This is a genomic window from Tropicibacter alexandrii (assembly GCF_003667315.2).
Classification (GTDB): domain Bacteria; phylum Pseudomonadota; class Alphaproteobacteria; order Rhodobacterales; family Rhodobacteraceae; genus Tropicibacter; species Tropicibacter alexandrii.
On record NZ_RCTZ02000004.1, the window covers coordinates 183,221 to 200,300 of the forward strand.

General features: G+C 66.5%; 17 protein-coding genes. 2 read left to right on the plus strand and 15 right to left on the minus strand.

All coding sequences use genetic code 11. The annotated features are described in order from the left end of the window. From D8Z78_RS07135 to D8Z78_RS07145, 3 genes are all read right to left on the minus strand, one after another. Window positions 1–1,293: a TRAP transporter large permease gene (locus D8Z78_RS07135; protein ID WP_121629448.1), complete on the minus strand. Its 1,293-nt coding sequence runs from the start codon at window positions 1,291–1,293 to the stop codon at window positions 1–3. Beyond that, window positions 1,290–1,832 carry a TRAP transporter small permease gene (locus tag D8Z78_RS07140; protein ID WP_121629449.1) on the minus strand — a complete coding sequence of 181 codons (543 nt, stop codon included), beginning with the start codon at window positions 1,830–1,832 and terminating at the stop codon, window positions 1,290–1,292. Before D8Z78_RS07140 ends, D8Z78_RS07135 begins: the two co-directional genes overlap by 4 nt. Before the next feature lie 63 nt (window positions 1,833–1,895). Beyond that, on the minus strand, window positions 1,896–2,915 hold the full coding sequence (locus D8Z78_RS07145; RefSeq protein WP_121629450.1) for a TRAP transporter substrate-binding protein: 1,020 nt from the start codon (window positions 2,913–2,915) through the stop codon (window positions 1,896–1,898). 209 nt (window positions 2,916–3,124) lie between these two features. Between D8Z78_RS07145 and D8Z78_RS07150 the strand changes: the two genes are divergently transcribed. Further along, on the plus strand, window positions 3,125–5,707 hold the full coding sequence (locus tag D8Z78_RS07150) for a sensor domain-containing protein (protein ID WP_121629451.1): 2,583 nt from the start codon (window positions 3,125–3,127) through the stop codon (window positions 5,705–5,707). A 9-nt stretch (window positions 5,708–5,716) separates the two neighbouring features. Here D8Z78_RS07150 and D8Z78_RS07155 read toward each other — a convergent pair whose 3' ends face one another. The 4 genes from D8Z78_RS07155 to D8Z78_RS07170 form a co-directional block, all read right to left on the minus strand. After that, on the minus strand, window positions 5,717–6,946 hold the full coding sequence (locus D8Z78_RS07155) for a type II secretion system F family protein (protein WP_121629452.1): 1,230 nt from the start codon (window positions 6,944–6,946) through the stop codon (window positions 5,717–5,719). Then, window positions 6,943–8,394: a GspE/PulE family protein gene (locus D8Z78_RS07160; protein WP_121629453.1), complete on the minus strand. Its 1,452-nt coding sequence runs from the start codon at window positions 8,392–8,394 to the stop codon at window positions 6,943–6,945. Before D8Z78_RS07160 ends, D8Z78_RS07155 begins: the two co-directional genes overlap by 4 nt. A 63-nt stretch (window positions 8,395–8,457) precedes the next feature. Next, window positions 8,458–10,395: a type II secretion system secretin GspD gene (gene gspD / locus D8Z78_RS07165; protein WP_121629454.1), complete on the minus strand. Its 1,938-nt coding sequence runs from the start codon at window positions 10,393–10,395 to the stop codon at window positions 8,458–8,460. Further along, window positions 10,382–11,188: a hypothetical protein gene (locus D8Z78_RS07170; RefSeq protein WP_121629455.1), complete on the minus strand. Its 807-nt coding sequence runs from the start codon at window positions 11,186–11,188 to the stop codon at window positions 10,382–10,384. Before D8Z78_RS07170 ends, gspD begins: the two co-directional genes overlap by 14 nt. Before the next feature lie 209 nt (window positions 11,189–11,397). Between D8Z78_RS07170 and D8Z78_RS07175 the strand changes: the two genes are divergently transcribed. Continuing rightward, entirely contained in the window at window positions 11,398–11,904 is a 507-nt protein-coding gene (locus tag D8Z78_RS07175; protein WP_128910742.1) for a tetratricopeptide repeat protein, read from the plus strand. 4 nt (window positions 11,905–11,908) lie between these two features. Here D8Z78_RS07175 and D8Z78_RS07180 read toward each other — a convergent pair whose 3' ends face one another. From D8Z78_RS07180 to gspG, 8 genes are read right to left on the minus strand one after another with little or no spacing between them, the layout of a single operon-like run. Next, window positions 11,909–12,646, minus strand: coding sequence for a hypothetical protein (locus D8Z78_RS07180; RefSeq protein ID WP_121629457.1), 738 nt, complete (start codon window positions 12,644–12,646; stop codon window positions 11,909–11,911). Continuing rightward, the gene (gene gspM, locus D8Z78_RS07185; RefSeq protein ID WP_121629458.1) at window positions 12,646–13,128 is read right to left on the minus strand and encodes a type II secretion system protein GspM; all 483 of its coding nucleotides are present in this window, start codon (window positions 13,126–13,128) and stop codon (window positions 12,646–12,648) included. Before gspM ends, D8Z78_RS07180 begins: the two co-directional genes overlap by 1 nt. Further along, on the minus strand, window positions 13,129–14,265 hold the full coding sequence (gene gspL, locus D8Z78_RS07190) for a type II secretion system protein GspL (protein ID WP_121629459.1): 1,137 nt from the start codon (window positions 14,263–14,265) through the stop codon (window positions 13,129–13,131). Beyond that, a complete protein-coding gene (gene gspK, locus D8Z78_RS07195; protein ID WP_121629460.1) occupies window positions 14,262–15,173 on the minus strand; it encodes a type II secretion system minor pseudopilin GspK in 912 nt (303 codons plus the stop codon). The genes gspL and gspK overlap by 4 nt, the downstream gene beginning before the upstream one ends. After that, a complete protein-coding gene (locus D8Z78_RS07200) occupies window positions 15,170–15,760 on the minus strand; it encodes a type II secretion system protein GspJ (RefSeq protein ID WP_121629461.1) in 591 nt (196 codons plus the stop codon). The genes gspK and D8Z78_RS07200 overlap by 4 nt, the downstream gene beginning before the upstream one ends. Further along, window positions 15,757–16,134 carry a type IV pilus modification PilV family protein gene (locus tag D8Z78_RS07205; RefSeq protein WP_121629462.1) on the minus strand — a complete coding sequence of 126 codons (378 nt, stop codon included), beginning with the start codon at window positions 16,132–16,134 and terminating at the stop codon, window positions 15,757–15,759. Before D8Z78_RS07205 ends, D8Z78_RS07200 begins: the two co-directional genes overlap by 4 nt. After that, the gene (locus tag D8Z78_RS07210; protein WP_164932906.1) at window positions 16,131–16,634 is read right to left on the minus strand and encodes a prepilin-type N-terminal cleavage/methylation domain-containing protein; all 504 of its coding nucleotides are present in this window, start codon (window positions 16,632–16,634) and stop codon (window positions 16,131–16,133) included. Before D8Z78_RS07210 ends, D8Z78_RS07205 begins: the two co-directional genes overlap by 4 nt. Then, a complete protein-coding gene (gene gspG, locus D8Z78_RS07215) occupies window positions 16,622–17,077 on the minus strand; it encodes a type II secretion system major pseudopilin GspG (RefSeq protein ID WP_121629464.1) in 456 nt (151 codons plus the stop codon). The genes D8Z78_RS07210 and gspG overlap by 13 nt, the downstream gene beginning before the upstream one ends. Window positions 17,078–17,080 lie beyond the last annotated feature (3 nt).

Sequence of the window (17,080 nt, forward strand, 5' to 3'; positions counted from 1 at the left end):
TCAGTTCATGCTGTTGGGCAGGAACATCACGATGGTCGGGAAGGCGATCAGCAGGATCAGCCGCAGCACGTCCACCGTCACGAACGGCAGGACGCCGCGGAAGATCGTCACCAGCGACACGCGCTGCGCGATGGAATTGATGACATAGACGTTCATCCCCACCGGCGGCGTGATCAGGCCCAGTTCCACGGTCATCACGATGATGATGCCGAACCAGACCGGGTCAAAGCCCAGTTCCACGATCACCGGAAAGACGATGGGGATCATCAGGATGATCATCGCCATCGCATCCAGAAAACAGCCCATGACAAGGAACAGCAGCAGGATCAGGACCAGCGTGCCATAGCGGCCCGCGCCCAAGTCGGTCAGGAACGCGGTCATGTCTTGCGGAACCTGCGTCACGGCAAGGAAGTAGCCGAACAGGGTCGCGCCGATCAGGACGACATAGATGCTGACCGAGGTGCGCAGCGCCTCGACCAGCGAGTCCACGAGGCTGGTCATGGTCAGGCGACGGCGGACAAGGCCGATGATCGCGGTGATGAGCGCGCCCATGGCGGCGGCCTCGGTCGCGGTGACGACGCCGAAATAGATCGACAGGATCACCGCGATGAACAGCAGGCCGACAGCCCAGACCCCGCGCAGCGCGGCGAGGCCTTCGCGCAGGCTGAAGGGTTCAGCGGCGGGCAGTTGGCGACCGTACCAGACGCGCACGGTCAGCATATACATCAGCACGGCGAGGATACCGGGCACGATGCCCGCGATGAACAGCGTGCCGATATCGGTCTCGGTCATGAATCCGTAGATTGCCAGCACGACCGAGGGCGGGATCAGGATGCCGACGGTGCCGCCTGCGGCGATGATCCCGGTGGCGGCGGCGTCGGAATAGCCCGCCTGCTTCATCTCGGGATAGGCGATTTTCGTCATCGTCGCGGCAGTGGCGACGGAGGAGCCGCAGATTGCCGCAAAGCCACCGCAGGCCCCGACCGAGGCAAGACCCAGACCCCCCTTGAAGCCGCCCAGCCACGCGCGCCCGGCGCGGAACAGTTCCGACGACATGCCGGAATTGGTGGCCAGCACACCCATCAGGACAAAGAACGGGATCAGCGTCAGGTTGAAATCGGTGATCGAGGCGATGGGCGATTGCGACAGCAGGTTCAGCGCCGGACCCCAGCCCACCACGCCTGCAAAGCCGCCCACGCCGACCAGCCCCATCGCGACGCCGATCGGCACGCGCACCGCCATCAAGGCGAACAGGACGACGAAGCCGCCGATTGCGAGCAACTCGTTGTTCATTTCTTCTGGTCCTTCAAAAGCTGCTCGTCGATGCCGTCGAACTCGCCTAGATCGGTGCCGTAGCGGATGATCCGCCACAGCCGCGCCGCGCAGGCGAACAGCGATGCAAGGATGCCCAGCCAGATCGCGACGAAGAACGGCCAATGCGGCAGGCGCAGGTCCATGGTGGTGTCGCCGCCGCTCATGGCGGCCAGCGTCCGCTGCCCGACCTTCCAAGTCAGCAGCACGGTGAATCCCAGCAGGACCGCCCAGCCAATGGCGTTGATCCAGCGCCGCGCGGTGGGGTGGACGGCCTGCGCCAAGAGGTCGACCTTGATATGGGTGCCATGCCACGCGACCGAGGCCAGCCCCCAGGCAATCGCAACGCCGAGGATCAGCCGCGACAGGTCGAACGCGTCGGGCAGGGGCCGGGCAAAGCCGTAGCGGCCAATGGCGGACGCGACGATCAGCAGGGTCACCAGACCCAGCACGATGCCTGCGATCCGTTCGATCACGGTGATCACGCTGCGGATGGCGCGGCGGGAGGACTCTCTGGACATGGGCTTCTCCGAAAGAAGCGCGCGAGGAAACCCCGCGCGCTTTTGCGTGTCAATCCAAAGGGATCAATACTTGGCGTCGAACTTTTCCAGCGCGGCCTCAAAGGCGGCAAGGATCGCGTCCGCGTCCCCGCCCTTGGCGGCCACGGTTTCCTTCCACTCGTCGATCAGCGGGGCTGCGGCTTCGCGCCAAGCGGCCACGTCGGCCTCGCTGGGCGTGTTGAAGCGCTGGCTTTCATCGGCCATCAACTGGTCGCGCGCGGCCATGTCATCCTCCAGCCAACCGGCGGCGACGGTCTTGGACCATTCCGGGGTGCAATGATCGTCGATAACGGCCTTGTTGGCGTCGGACAGGTTCTCGTAGCTGGTCTTGTTCATGACCATAACCTGGCTCGACAGGTAGAACGGCATGTCGAGATGGACCTGCACTTCGTCCGTCAGCTTGAAGTCATACATCGCGCCCCACGGGAAGGTCACCGCCTCGGCGGTGCCTTTCGACAGCGCCTCACGAACCTCGGGGGCGGGCACCTGCACCGGGCCGCCACCCAGCAGCGAGATGAAGCGCGCCATGGTGGCATGGGCCGGGCGGACGTTCTTGCCAGCCACGTCGCCGGGGTTCAGGATGTCTTCTTGGCTGTGCATGGCGCCGGGGCCGTGCGGATGGACGAAGCACAGCTTGACGTCGCTCATTTCCGCTTCGGCGCCATAAGCCATGTACCATTCGTGGATCGCCTGCGCGGCGCCGACGCTGTCATCGGCCATGAAGGGGACTTCGGTCAGGCCATAGATCGGGAAGCGGCCAGCGGTGTAGCCGGGGTTCACATAGGACAGATCGACAATGCCCTGCACGGCCATGTCATAGTGATCGGGGGCGCGGCCCAGCTGCTGTGCCGGGAAGATCTGGATGGCGATGCGGCCTTCGGACGCCTCCATCACCGATTCCGCCCATGGGTTGATGCCCTTGGTGGCGGGCGAGATGGTCGGCGGCACCCAATGTGATAGGCGCAGCGTGACTTCTTGGGCGCTGGCGGACAGCGGGCCCATGACGGCAAGGATCGCGCCAAGCGCGACGGTTGTCTTCTTCATAGTAGTCCTCCCATGGAGTCGATCCTCCGCGACTCCTTGCCGAGATTGTTGCCGAATGAACAATCTAAATCAATGGAAACTTGCGCATCCCGCCTGGCCCGTCGAATTTGTCGAAAAAGCCGCGAAGAAGACATCGACATGTTCGAATGTTTTCAAGGAATACTAACCAGGTCAGCCTAGCTTTCGCCCGACACAGGCCGGGAAAGTTCATGCGTCTGACGACCATATTGCGCGATTACCTGTCGTTCACCAACGACGCCATCGCGGTCGCCTATCGCGGCCCCGATGAGGACATCGCGCGCTTTGTCCATGTCAACGCCTCGTTTACCGCCCTGTTCGGCCATGCCGCCGCGCAGGTGATCGATCGCGGGGTCGATCTGCTGCATGACGCTGAAAGCTGGTCGGACTTCGTTGCCGCCGTGGGCCCGCGTTTCGGGCGGGGCGAAACCGGGTTCGCCGTCGAGGCCGGGTTCCTGCGGGCCGATGGGGACAAGTTCTGGGGCAGCGTCTCGGTCTTCATGGTGGATGATCCGGAAACGGGCGGCTGGTTCTACGGTGCCAGCTTTCGCTACATCTCGGACCTCGACACGGGGAAGCTGTCGAAACGCGCGGCCCTTGCGGAACGCGACCGTGCGCTGGCCCGGCAGGCCCGGATGGACCGTGAACGCGACTCCATCCAGACGCGGCTGTTTGCGGCGATGAACGCGTATCCCGATCCCTTCGTCATCTACGACAAGGACATGCGGCTGGTGATCTGCAATTCCGCCTACCGGCATTCGATGTCCGACGACCCGGCCTTGATCCACGAGGGCATGCATATCCGCGATGTCCTGCGGCAGGCGATCCGCAGCGGTCGGATGGAAACCGATGGCAGCGATCCGGACACCTATATCGAACGGGTCCTGTCGCGCGCCTCGAACCGGCAAAAGGTCGAGGATCTGGAATTCGCCGGGGACATCCACCACCGCGTGCTGCGCAGCTATGTCGAGAACGGCGATATGGTCATCATCCGCCTCGATGCAACGGAACTGGTGCGCCAGCGCAGGCAGGCCGCTGCGATGCAGGATCGCATTCTCGCGGCGCTGAACGCCTATCCGGAACCGTTCACCATCTACGATTCCCGGGCGCGGCTGGTGCTGTGGAACGACGCCTTTGCCAATTCCGTGACCGATGACCCGAACGAGTTGTCGGTGGGCATGGATGTCGGGACGGTGATGCGGATCGGCCTGCGCAACGACCGCTTTCCCGAGGCCGAGGGGCGCGAGGAGGACTGGTTGCGGATGGTGACCTCGCTGGACGAGATCACCAAGCCGTTCTCGGATATCGAACTGCCCGGTGACATCCATCACCGCGTTCTGCGCACGCGCGCGCCAAACGGCGATACCGTGGTGATCCGGCTCAACACCACCGAGGTGGTGCGCCAGCGCCGGGCGCTGGAACAATATGCCGCCCGGCTGGAGGCCGCCAACCAGAAGATCCTGTTCAAGGCCCTGCATGACGAACTGACCGGGCTGGGCAACCGGCGCTACCTGTCGGAAAAGTTCGACCTTCTGGTGCAGCGCCGTGCCCTGCAAGGGGGCGAGTTGGCGGCGCTGCATATCGATCTCGACCGGTTCAAGCAGATCAATGACACGATTGGCCATGCGGCAGGCGACAAGGTTCTGATGGACACCGCCGAGCGCATCCGCGCGAATGTCCGCGAGGACGAGGTGGTCGCCCGGATCGGCGGCGATGAATTCATCATCGTCCTGCATGTCGACGCGGACAGCACGCGCCCCGAACACCTGGCGCAGGCCCTGATCCGCGACCTGTCCCGCCCCTCTTTCTTCGACGGGCGGGCATGCCGGTTTGGTGCCTCGATCGGGTTGGCCCGCACGCCCTTGGCGGATACGGGCGACCTGCTCACCAATTCCGACGTCGCCCTGTACAAGGCCAAGCGGGCGGGGCGTGGGCAGATCGGCATCTTCGACCGCTCCGATCTTGACGAGGTGCGGCGCACGGTGGCGCTGGCCGATGACATCATGCGCGGGGTGGAGGCGGGGGAATTCGTGCCCTTCTACCAGCCGCAGGTCGATGCTCGCACCGGCAAGGTCGTCGCGCTCGAGGCGCTGGTGCGCTGGCTCCACCCAAAGCGCGGGGTCGTACCCCCGGCCGGGTTCCTGAAGGTGGCGACCGATCTGGACGTGGTCGCCGATATCGACCGGATGGTCTTTGAAACCGCGATCGCGGAGTGCCAGACCGCGTTCGGGCACAGGCCGGACCCGCCCTCGCTGTCCTTCAACGTCAGCGCCAAGCGCATCCTCGACGCAGAGGTGGACGAGATCAGCCGCCATGCCGGGGCCTATGGCGGGTCGGTCAGTTTCGAACTGCTCGAGACCATCTTTCTTGAGGAGGAGAGCGACAGTTTCCTGTTCCAGCTCGACCGGTTGCGCGACATGGGCCTATCCATCGAGGTGGATGATTTCGGCAGCGGGCGTGCCTCGGTCGTGGCGCTTCAGCGTATCGGCCCCGACCGGATGAAGATCGACCGCCGTCTGGTCGCGCCCATCGCCGGAAACCCCGGCGCGCTGCGTCTGCTGCGCTCGATCGTCGAGATCGGCAATGCGATGGGCATCGGCGTCACCGCCGAAGGGATCGAGACGCCGGAACAGGCGCGCCTGCTGGCCGAGCTGGGCTGTGACCGGCTGCAAGGGTTTCACATCGCCCAACCCATGAGCTTTGGCGATCTCTGCGACTTCCTGCGTCGGCACGGCTTGCGGATCGAGGGTGCGCCGCCCGTCCGCACCGGCTGAGGCCGCCTGTCAGCTTACCATCGACTGCATGTCGAAGATCGGCAGCAGTATGGCCAGCACCACCACCAGCACGAAGGCCCCCACGACCATCATCAGCAGCGGGTCGAGCAGGGCTGCGATGCGCTTGCGGTCGTTTTCCAGCCAGCTTTCGACCAGCCGCGCCGCGCGCTCGGTCATCTTGCCGACCTTGGCGGATTGTTCGCCCGCGCTGATCAGTTGGCGGCAGACCGGCGGGATGAATTCCAGATGCGCCAGCCCGCCGGACAGGCTTTCGCCCCGTGTTATGTCCGTCGTGGCGCGCTGCGATTGCGCGACAAAACGCGAGACGCTGAGCACGCGGGTCGCGCTGCCCACCGCATCCAGCGCCGTCTGGCGGCTGGATATCACCAAGGCGAGCGTTTGCAGGTATTGTTGCGCCGCCGACAGCCGCATCAGCCGCCCGACGATGGGCAGGCGCAGCAAGAGCGCGTGCCAGCGGTCGCGAAACGCCGGAACCCGCAGGGCGGCCAGAAACAGGACCGTGCCGCCCAGCAGCCCGATCAGACAGGCCAGCCACCAGCGTTCAAGCCAGTCGACCGCGGCCAGCAGGGTTGTGGTGATCGCGGGCAAGGGTTGGCCCGTCGCCTCGAACATGGTGACGATTTCCGGTGCCACATTGGTCACGAGGATGCCGCAGACCAGCACCGAGACGGCAGCGACGAAGGCCGGGTAGATCAGCGCCGTGGCGATCTTGGACTGGTCCGCGCCCATGGTTTCGAGATGGTTCGCCAGTTCCTCGACCACGCGGGGCAGCTCGCCCGAGGTCTCGCCCGCGGCGATGGCGGCGATGTAGTAAGGGGGAAAGCCCGGATCGGCCATGGCCAGCGCATCGGCCAGCGTTTCGCCCTCGTGCAGGGCGGCGCGGGTGCTGACGGCGACGGATTCCAGCCGCTGCGAGCCGCCAGACGCGCCGACAGTGTCCAGCGCCATGTCCACCGCCAGATCGGCAGAGATCAGAACCGCCAATTGCCGGGTAAAGATCGCCCGTTCATCGGTGGTCAGCCCGCGCCCGCGCCGGAACCCGGCCAGCCGCTTGCGGCCCCGGCCCGGCGTCGCCCGCTCGGCGCGGGCTTCGATTTCGGCGGCGAACAGGCCCTTGGCCTTGAGCAGTTGCGCGGCCTGCCCCCGGCTGTCGGCGGCCAGCGTGCCTTTGCGCCGTTTGCCCTCGGGGGTGTAGGCGACATAGCGGAAGGCGGTCATGGCGTGCTGCCCACGACGCGGGTCACCTCTGTGAAATCGGTGGCGCCGGTGGCGACAAAGGCCAGCGCCTCGCCGAACAGGGTTTCGCTGGGCGCCAGTGCCAGCGCCTTGATCGCCTGTTCCGAGGCACCCTCGTCGATGACCTGTTTCAGGGCTTCGGTGATCGTCACGATCTCGTAGATGCCGATCCGCCCGGCATGGCCGACGCCGTGGCAGGCGGGGCAGCCGACCGGGTCAAAGATCTGCGCGGGATGCGGCAGGCCGATGCTGTCGAAGGCGGCGGTTTCGGCGGCGTTCAGCGCGCGCGGGGTTTTGCAGGCGGGACAGAGCCTGCGCAGCAGGCGTTGCGCGATGATCGCCCGGACGGTCGAGGCGATCAGGTAGTCGTCCAGCCCCAGATCGCGCAGGCGGATGATCGCCGCGACCGAGGAATTGGCGTGCAGCGACGAAAACACCAGATGCCCGGTCAGCGCGGCTTGGGCGGCGGTGGTGGCGGTTTCCTTGTCGCGAATCTCGCCTACCAGAATGATGTCCGGGTCCTGCCGCAGCGCCGCGCGCAAGCCTGCCGCAAAGGTCAGGCCGATTTCCGCGTGGATCTGGCTTTGGTTGATGCCGGGCAGGTCATATTCGATCGGGTCCTCGACCGTCAGGATGTTGCGCTCGGCCTTGTTGGCGAGTTTCAGCAGCGAATACAGCGTCGTGGTCTTGCCCGAGCCGGTCGGGCCGGTGGCCAGAACGATGCCGTTCGGCGCGGCGGACAGCGCTTCGAGCGTGGCGACCTGCGGGGCGCGCAGGCCCAGATCGCCCAGCGGGCGCAGCCCGGCGGTCTTGTCGAGAACCCGCATCACCACCCGTTCGCCATAGTTCCCGGCCAGCGTCGAGACCCGGATATCGATGGACCGCCCGCCATAGCGCAGGGCGATGTGGCCATCCTGCGGCAGGCGGGTTTCGGCGATATCCATGCCCGCCATGACCTTGAGCCGTGAAATCACCCGCTTGGCGGGGGCGGCGGGGCGGTCATAGATCGTTTGCAGGAAGCCATCGACGCGGATGCGCGTGCGCAGCCCGCTTTCATGCGGTTCGACATGGATGTCCGAGGCGTGATCCTCGACCGCGCGACGCAGGAAGTGGTTGACGAGCCGGATGACCGGCGCCTCGTCGCCGCCATCCAGCAGGTCCTGCGGCGGGGGTTCCCTCGAACTGTCATCCAGAACGAAGCTGTCGCTGTCCTCTTCCTCGATCCCGGTGGCCTGACCTTGGTAGTGGCGCATCAATTCGGTCTGAAAGGCGTCCTCGTCCAATTCGGTCAGCGCGGCCTCGGGGCCCGCGTGGCGCAGCGCCTCGCGCAGGCCGGCCAGCGTCGCACCGGGACCGGCGATCAAGGCACCCTCCGCCAGCAGGACCTTTTGATCCCGGGCAAAGGTAAAGGGCAGGCGGTCGGTCAACATGTCAAAATCAGACGAGGAAATGCAGCGTGTTGCAATGAAAATCTTGGCGAAGGGGCGCCCACCCTACCGGGCGAATTCCAGCCGTTTGGGCAGCGCGGGCATCAACCGTTCGATCACCAGCGCATCCGAGGTGCTGGCCTCGAACGGTTGGTTCAGGTCGGCCCCGTCAAAGGGCAGGCGGCCATCGGGAATGCGCGGGAAGGTGCCGTCGTCGCGCGGTGCGATGCGTTCGGTCACGGCGCGCGCCTCGCGGGCGATCTGCCTCGTATAGCGGGCCGCTTCGTGGTCGCTGTTGATGATGCGGGGCCGCATCATGATCAGCAAAACCCGTTGGTTGGACGAGACATTGCGCCCCCGGAACAGCCCGCCGATGACCGGCGCGCGGGACAGGCCCGGCACCCGCTGCGACACCGCGCCCGAGCCATCCTCGACCAGACCGCCAAGGATGATGACGTGGTTGTCGCGCACCAGCGCGTTGGTGGACAGCGTGCGTTTCGAGGTGATCTCGCCCCCGGCGGCAGAGGCGGCGTTGGTGAGGTTCGACACTTCCTGTTCAATCTTCATCCGGACATTGTCGTCAAAGGTGATCTGCGGGGTGACTTCCAGCGTCAGGCCCACATCCTGCCGCTGGATCGTCTGGAAGGGTTCGTTGGGAATCGCGCTGTCGCCGACCTGTGCGAAACTGCCCGTGACAAAGGGGACGTTCTGCGCGACGACGATGCGCGCCGCCTCGTTGTTCAGGGTCAGAATCGACGGTGTGGACAGCAGCCGGGTGCTGGACTGGCTGGCCAGCGCCGACAGGAACCCGGCAATGCCGCGCGACGAATCGCCCGCGCGCCCAGCGATGGTTCCGCCGGATCCCGGTGAGGTGACCCGGTTGGCGAGGATCGAGCCCACCAGACCCGTCAGGGTCGGGCGACCGTCCAGCGAGAACTCGACCCCGCCGACCAGCGCGTCGTTCAAGAGCGCGCCGAATTGCACCGACAGGTCCGAGAAATTCTCGACCGAGAGTTCAAAGATCACCGCCTCGATCAACACCTGCGACGGCTTGCGATCCAGCGAGCGGATCGACGCGGCCACGGTTTGGATGCGCTCGGCGGGGCCGGTGATGATCAGCGCGTTTTGCTGCGGCTCCGCAACCACGGTGATGCCATTCAGGGTTTGCGCGCCTTCGCCCCCGGCGGCGGCGGCACTGCTGAAGGATTTCTGGATCACCGGTTCCAGTTCCTGCGCATCGGCGTAGTTCAGCCGCACCACTACGGTCGAGGTCGACCGCTGCGGTGTGTCCAATTCGTTGATCAGCCGCCGCACGCGCGACCGAAACTCGGGTCCGCCGGACACGATCAGCGCGTTGACCCGGCTGTCAGCCGACACGCTGGCGCCCTCGGGCATGATGTCGAGCGATTCCACCACGGCCACCAGATCGGCGGCCTGCGCGTTGTTCAGGCGCATGGTCTCGACGATCTCGTTGCGGGGCTGGTCCAGACGCTGGACGATGTCGACGATGCGGCGATAGCTTTCGAGCCGGTCCGACAGGATCAGAATCCCGGCATCGGGAACGGCGGTCAGCACCGCTTCGGGGGCGATCAGACGGCGCACGACCTCTTCGACCTCGGCGACGGGGACATTGTTCACGGGGATCACCCGCGTCTGGTAGCCGCCGCCGATCACATCCGGGCCGGGGGCCAGTTCGCGGGCGACATCCATCGGCACGATGCGGTCGGCCTCGACGCCCTCGACGATGGTCAAGCGGTTCAGTTCCAGCACGTTGAGGAAGATTTCGTACAAGGCGGCGCGGGACACGTCGGACGGGGCCAGCACGGTGACCGTGCCCTGCACGCGCGGATCGAGGATGAAGTTGCGTCCGGTGCTGTCGGCGACGATGGCGACGAAGTCCCGCAGGTTCGCATCGCGCAGGTCCAGCCGGATCTGCGCCGCACCGGGCAGGCACAGCGCGAGCCAGATCAAGGCCGCAAGCACCGGTGTTCTAAAGATTCTCATCGACAATAACCTCAAGTGACATGCGTGCGCCAGCGCGCAAAATTTCGACATCAAAGCTACGTTCACGCAATAGTTGTGGCGTGGCTTTGGACAGCGCGTCCATATCGCCCGCGGGAATTTCGTTCAGTGTCAACACAATGTCGCCCTTTTGCAACCCGAGTTGATCGTAGAACCGGCCTTTGCGCACCCAGATGATTTCCTGTGCGAACAGCCCGTTGCCGCGATCGACGATCTGCGTTCCCCCGGCCAGACCAAGCGTGCGTTGAAAGCCGTCCTCGCGCAGTTGTCGAAGCGACAGCTGCACCGGGTTCAGCTGGGCCGAAACCGCGAGCTGTCCGGTGGCGACCGGCGGGGCGCTGGCATCCGGGTCCGCAAAGCCGATGACGAGCCGCTTGTTGTCGCGCACGATCTCGACGCCTTGCGGGGTGATGCTTTCGACGGTGAAGCCATCGGGCAGGAGGGTGCCATGCTCGACGATCTGGTCGCCCTCGGGGCCGGTCACGATGGCCCAGCCATTCTGTTCGGCGGCAACCAACCCCTTGAGTGTGTAATTGGCGGCGGGCACGGCTTTGGGCGGGGCTTCGGCGACCGGGGCGGCGGGGGGCACACCGAAGAGCGCTGGCCAGACCCGGTCAGGCGCGGCCTGCGCGGCGGCTTCTGTGGGGGCCATGTCGATGGCCGCCTGCTGTGCGCCCGTGTTGGGCCGCAGGGTCAGCACCAAGGCCAGCGCAACAGCGCCTAGGCCGACCGAGGCCATGCCGAAGAAATTGAGGATATGGTCCGTGCGGATCACCGCGCCTGCCTGCCTTTGTGCCTTGCCTCGCCCGTATCGCGACCGCCTGCCAAATCACCTTGCCCGAGCCGGTTCGACGGGTGATTTCGTGGTTATCAGGGCACGGTCCCGCGCCTTTGCCCACGTCCCTGATGACGGCCTTGGCGGCTTCTGTTACGGTAAGGAAACTACTGAAATAAGTCATTAGCAAATTATGTGAGGGTCCGGCAGTGAAGCTGCATGTTCTGCCCGTAGCGATGGCGCTTTTGGTGATTTCGGCCTGTGACGACACGGGCCCCTTCGCGGGAAAATCCCTGAGCGCGGGTTTTGGCACGACGTTCCAGGAACGTTACTTCGCCGCGCGCGAGGATCTCGAAGACGGGAATTTCAACGCCGCCGCGCGCAAGTATCGTGGCCTGAGCTCTGAATTCGCCGACAGCGACCTTGCCGCACGGCTCGACCTCGAATTGGCGCATGCGTTGCTGCGGGGCGGTGACTACGCGGAAGCGGCGGAGGTGTCGGCCTCTGTCATGCGCGGGGCGCAGGGGCCGCTGCGGGGGCTGGCGCTGGCCGTTCATGGCACGGCGCGGCACGAGATGGCCAAGGCCAAGGGCAACCCCGCAGATTTCGCCGCTGCAGAAGCCGCGCTAAGCGACATGATCGAAAACTACCCGGATCTCGACCGGGGCGGGGCGATGGCTCGCCGCCTGTCGATCCTGCGATCCGGCGGCAACTGACCGATTAGGGCACCGAAAGGCGCAGCCGCCAGTTGCCGTCCTCGGTCTTGTCACCCCAATACAGCAGCGCGTCCGACCAGTCCGGCGGCATTTGGGGACCAGGCACCAGCGTTGCCGCCAATGTGGCCTGAACCCGGTCCAATCGGCCCGAGGCGGTGCCGCCAAGCCCGGCGACCGGTCCGTCCGGAATGTCGAATTCCAGCCGCCAGCCGCCGCCGACATCCGCCCTCAGCCGAAAGGTGCCGTCGCTCAGCGCATCGCCGCCAAAGGACAGGCCTTGGATACGGCCTTCGCCGACAAGCTGGACAAGGCGCTGATCGGACAAGCGGTATTGCGCGTCGAGCCGGTCAAAGCGCAGCACGCCCGCCGGGATCGACAAGGGCATGTCGGCGCTGACCAGCGCAAGATCGACGATGCCGCGGCCTTGCGACAGCACAACGGTGTCGAAGGGCGCGTGGGCGCTGACCTTGCCGGTCATCGCGACACCGGTCCCGGTCAGGCTGGCCTGCCAGTCGGGCCCGGCGGCAGACAGGCCGTCGAGCCGCCAGTCGAGGTCGAGCGGGGCAAATGGGGTCGCCACCTGCGCCCGACCGGCCAGCAGGCCGGAGGCGCCTGACACGGTGTCTGTCCAAGCCGGAAGCTGGCTTGGCGCCACCTGCCGCAGATGGTCGATCCGGCCAAAGCCGATGATCGCCACGGCCACGCCCAGAAGTAGCCCAAGGATGCCAAGCAGAAACTTCATCACGCGGGCTCCAGAATCAGCGAGGCCGCGACCTGACCGGGGGTGTCGAGCGCCTGCACGGCGAAGCTGGCCAGCCGATAGCCCAACTGCGTTTCCAGCGTGGCGGTCCAGCGCATCACCTCTTCGAAGGGGACCGTATCAAAGCGCAGGTCGATGCCGCCGCCGCTGCGGCCCGACAGGCCGGTCACCTGCGCGCGCAGCCCGGCGGTGACAAGGCTTTGTTCCAGACCGGCCAGACCGACTGCCTCGGTTCGCGGGGCCTCGACCTGTGGCAGCGGCGGGTAGGCGCGCGCCTGATCCTGCACCCAGCGATGCAGGTCCCGCGCGGCGGCCAGATCGCGTTCGGCGGCGCGGCGTTCCTCCAACTGTGGGGCGAGCAGCAGCATGACCGCGCCAAAGGGCAGCGCCAGCGCCAGAAGCGCACCCACCAATCGCCGTTCGCGGGGGCTGAGAGTGACAAGGATTTCCGAAACTCCGCGCATCTACTGCACCCCGGTCAATTCGAGTTCCGCCGTCACACCGCTTTGCGGATTGACCGCCGAGGTGACGACCCGGGCGCGGGCGGCTGGCCCATTCAACTCGGCCACAAGGCTTTCGAGCGCCGCGAAATCCGGCAGGGACACGTCCAGCCGCACCGCCCCGCGGCGGGTCACCTGAAGCTGCGAAACCGGGACCGCGCGATTGGTCAGCACCTCGGACGCGAAAAAGACGAGATCCACTGCGCCGGTCCTTTCCGTCCGGGCGGAGGCCTCTTGGCGTGCGGCGATCACCCGACCGACCTGTTGGCGCAGGTCGAGGATCGGGCCATTGGGAATGAAGGCCGCGCGGGCGACCTGAACCGAGGCGGCGCGGATGGTTTGCGCCTGTTCGCGCAAGGCCCCAGTTTCGATCCACAAGGCGGCGGCCAAGGCTGCCAGCCCCGCGAACATGGCCACCATCGGCACCCGCCAGCGCCGCACCACCTGCCGCATCTCGCGCAGGTCCGCTGCCGGGTCGCGCAGCAGGTTGAAGGCCAGCTCGTCGGGGCCGGGGGCCCAAGGGTCGACCGGCTCGGTCGACGGCGTCAGGTCATGCGCCGTCAGCAGCGCAGAAAGCCCCGGCGGAACCGGGCCCGCCACATGCACGCGGGTCGGCAGGTCATTGCCACGCAGGGCGGTGCCCAACTGCAACAAGGCCGCCGGAAGCGGTGCGGCAAAGCCGTCCTTGGGCCCGAGCCTTGCGATGACGCGGCCGTCCTCGACATGGATGACCCATGCATCGGGCAGGGCCGGCAGGGTGAGATAGTCGGGCAGCAGTGCCCTTGGCGGATGGCGCCCGTTCAGGCGCGTCCGGGCATCGACGGCGAGGGCGTGATCGACGACGACCGCCGCTCCTTGCCCGGCAAGCTGGCCGACGCGAAACTCCAAACCCTCGATGCCGCGTTGAAGGACGCTTTCCAGCTCGGACCGGGCGACCTGCTGGCGGGCGGTCTCGCGCAGGCTTTCGGGCAGGTCGAGCCGGTATAGCGGTGCCCGCTCGCCCGGAAGGCTCGCGATATACGGCCCCCTTGGCGGATCCTGCGGATCCGACAGCGACCAGACCGGCAGGGTCTGGGATTTGGAAGAGGTCCGGTGTTTCACGGCAGGTCGAGGCGCAGTTTCTGGGTCACGGACCCAGATTGGGCAGAGCGGTGCAGATAGATCAAGCGCTCTCGTACATGGTCGCCCACCCGCGCCGACAGCGTGGCCGAAAACCACTCTGACGATACGGCGAACCGGCTGGCCCCGAAACCCTCCAGCGCCGCGTCGGGCAGAAGCCGGGCAGCGCGTGCGGCGAAATCCCCACGGCTGGTGAAAGCGTTGCCATCCCTGTCCCGCACGAAGGCTTCGGCGCCCCGGCGACCGGCGGTCGGGATCAGCGCCGCCAGAACAGGTATGGGCGCGGTGTTGACGTTCAGCCGACTGTCGGGCGGAAGGGCGGTGACATAGGGCATCAGCCGCGCAAGGGTCGCGTCATCCATGCCCGGCACCGCGCGCAGGTCCAGCGGATGCCGGATCGCGCCGCCGGTGGCCGCGATTGGCAGCGGGCGGTTGCTGTAGGCCACGGGATTGGGCGGCCCGCCGTCGCGGACGTGATCGCGGATCGCACTGGCCACGGCGACCGGCAGGCCCAGATCCTGAAACATGCGTTGGAAGGCCGCCGGGGTGAAGCTGTCATCGGGATCGGTCAGCCAGTTGACGTTGAACAGGCCTTGCAGATCGGTGATCTGCCCGCCAAGGCTGCCACGGTCGATCGGTACCGTGTAGCCTTGGGTTGCCCAAAGCTCGCCCAGATGGTCGCTGTCCGGCGAGTCCTCCCAGTCGCGTTCGAGGACCTGTTCCAGCAGCATCTCGCCCGCCGACAGGTACAGCCCGGCCTGATCGCCATCGCGCAGCGTGCCCAGCCGCGCCGTCCCCGTTGCGGCCAATGCCAGAAGCCCGGCGGCGACCCCCGCCATGGCCATCGTCAGTATCAGCGCATTCAACAGGACGAAGCCGCGATCGCTCATGGTGTCACCATCACACGCAGATCGCCGTGGCGCGCCGTGGTCAGCGTCACCTCGATGGCGCGCGGGCGTGCCGCGGGCACATCGGCAGAGCCGAAGCGATCCGACCAGCCATCCGGCGTCAGTCCGCGCGCGACCAGCTCCGTGATTCCGGACAAGATCGCGACCTCGGGGCCTTGGGCGCGGGTGTTGAACGGTGTCAGGGACAGCCATGCCTGCCGATAAAGCACCTCTTCCGTGGCGTCGAAGCGCCAGACCACGCGCATCTCTCCGGTCTCGGTCGTGCCCGGCAGGACTGGCATGCCCGCCACGGACAGGTGCAGGCTGTCGCCCCCGAAGACCACCGCCGGTTCCGGCGCTTTCTGGGGCGGGACAAAGGCCCGGTCGGTCACCCGTTCGAGGTCGCGCCGGAGCAGCGCCAGCGCCTCGGCGGCCTCCCAAGTTTCGGCATGGCGCCGCCCGAGCACCTCTTGCACCCGGACCGATCCGCTGAGCGCCTGCAGCCCCATCACCGCGATCAAGGCAAAGACCGCCATGGTCACGGTCAGTTCCAGCAGGGTCAGGCCCGCATCGCGGGACGGCGGGGTCATGGCTCTGCCTCCGGGTCGGCGCGCCTGAGATAGCCGGTCAAGAGCGAGCCGGTGCCGTCCGGCCCGCGCGCAAGCACCCTCAGTTCGACATAGCCTACGGAGGTCTCGGCCTCGATGACCTCGATGTCCCAGTCGCGCCCGGCAAAGCGGACCTGATCGGGCAGCCTGCGCCCGGCATCCAGCCCCAGCGCCCGGTACTCGGCGATCCGGTTCAGCGCGACCTCATGGGCGAACAGCCGCTCTGGCGCGGTGGCAACGCTGGCGCGCGCGGTGTTGAGGACGCGGTAGGCGGCGACGGTGCCGATCGACAGGACAAGCACGGCCACCATGACCTCGATCAGGGTGATGCCGCGATCCTGACGCGCGGCGCTCATGACTGGGCCTCGCAGGTCAGGTCCTGCCAGCCGTCCGCGAGGCACAGCCACATCCCACCCGGCCCGTCGAGCAGCAGTTCGAAGCTGCTGGACCGGCGATCCGGCAAGAGGTGGATCAGGGTCCAGTCGCCGTCCCGCGTGGTGCCGGTGCCGGACGTCACGGTGAGGGTGCTGCGCAGGCGCTGCGGTGTGCCAAGTTGCAGCCCGTCCGGGCCGATCTCTGCGCGCGCCAAGCGGTCGGGCCCCAGCGCCAGAACCGCCTGTCGTCCCGACAGGACCGCCTCGCTGCGCAGGTTTGCCAAAGTGTCGCGCAGGATCGCGACGTCGGAATTGGCCTGCCTGTCGCGATGGCCCACCGACAGGGTTGCGCCCACCGAAAGGATCGAAATCAGCGCGACCACGATCATCAACTCGATCAGGGAAAAGCCGCGATCGCCGGTGGTGGGCCCGCGCAGGGCGTGGGCTGGATGTCCGAACGCTGGTCGGCCTAGTTGTCCCAAGAGCCCAGATCGGCATCCGCGCCGCTGCCGCCTTCCTGACCATCCGCCCCGAGGGTGAATATGTCGAATACGCCATGCACGCCCGGTTCGAGATACTGGTAATCGTTCCCCCAAGGGTCCTTGGGCAGGCGGTCGATATAGCCGTTCGTCGCCCAGTTCGCGGGCACGGGCGGGGCGGTCGGCTGATCGACGAGGGCGGCAAGCCCCTGTTCCGTCGTCGGATAGCGCAGGTTGTCGAGCCGATACAGCTCGACCGCGCTGGTCAGCACAGAGATGTCGGACTGCACGCGGGCGATGCGGGCTTGGTCCGGGCGGTCGATGACGCGCGGCACGATGACCAGCGCGAGGATCGACATGATCACCACGACGACCATCAGTTCGAGCAGGGAAAAGCCCGCTTGCGCGCCTTGCTTTTCACCGGCGGATTGGCTGTAATCAGGCATTGT

What these genes read in the sequence shown, in the direction of transcription:
- D8Z78_RS07200 (WP_121629461.1), bottom strand. Translation starts at nt 15,760, where the DNA reads ATGACCCCGCCGTCCCGCGATGCGGGCCTGACCCTGCTGGAACTGACC.
- D8Z78_RS07140 (WP_121629449.1), bottom strand. Translation starts at nt 1,832, where the DNA reads ATGTCCAGAGAGTCCTCCCGCCGCGCCATCCGCAGCGTGATCACCGTG.
- D8Z78_RS07135 (WP_121629448.1), bottom strand. Translation starts at nt 1,293, where the DNA reads ATGAACAACGAGTTGCTCGCAATCGGCGGCTTCGTCGTCCTGTTCGCC.
- gspM (WP_121629458.1), bottom strand. Translation starts at nt 13,128, where the DNA reads ATGCGCGGAGTTTCGGAAATCCTTGTCACTCTCAGCCCCCGCGAACGG.
- D8Z78_RS07205 (WP_121629462.1), bottom strand. Translation starts at nt 16,134, where the DNA reads ATGAGCGCCGCGCGTCAGGATCGCGGCATCACCCTGATCGAGGTCATG.
- D8Z78_RS07160 (WP_121629453.1), bottom strand. Translation starts at nt 8,394, where the DNA reads ATGTTGACCGACCGCCTGCCCTTTACCTTTGCCCGGGATCAAAAGGTC.
- gspD (WP_121629454.1), bottom strand. Translation starts at nt 10,395, where the DNA reads ATGAGAATCTTTAGAACACCGGTGCTTGCGGCCTTGATCTGGCTCGCG.
- D8Z78_RS07155 (WP_121629452.1), bottom strand. Translation starts at nt 6,946, where the DNA reads ATGACCGCCTTCCGCTATGTCGCCTACACCCCCGAGGGCAAACGGCGC.
- D8Z78_RS07180 (WP_121629457.1), bottom strand. Translation starts at nt 12,646, where the DNA reads ATGAAGTTTCTGCTTGGCATCCTTGGGCTACTTCTGGGCGTGGCCGTG.
- D8Z78_RS07150 (WP_121629451.1), top strand. Translation starts at nt 3,125, where the DNA reads ATGCGTCTGACGACCATATTGCGCGATTACCTGTCGTTCACCAACGAC.
- gspK (WP_121629460.1), bottom strand. Translation starts at nt 15,173, where the DNA reads ATGAGCGATCGCGGCTTCGTCCTGTTGAATGCGCTGATACTGACGATG.
- gspG (WP_121629464.1), bottom strand. Translation starts at nt 17,077, where the DNA reads ATGCCTGATTACAGCCAATCCGCCGGTGAAAAGCAAGGCGCGCAAGCG.
- D8Z78_RS07145 (WP_121629450.1), bottom strand. Translation starts at nt 2,915, where the DNA reads ATGAAGAAGACAACCGTCGCGCTTGGCGCGATCCTTGCCGTCATGGGC.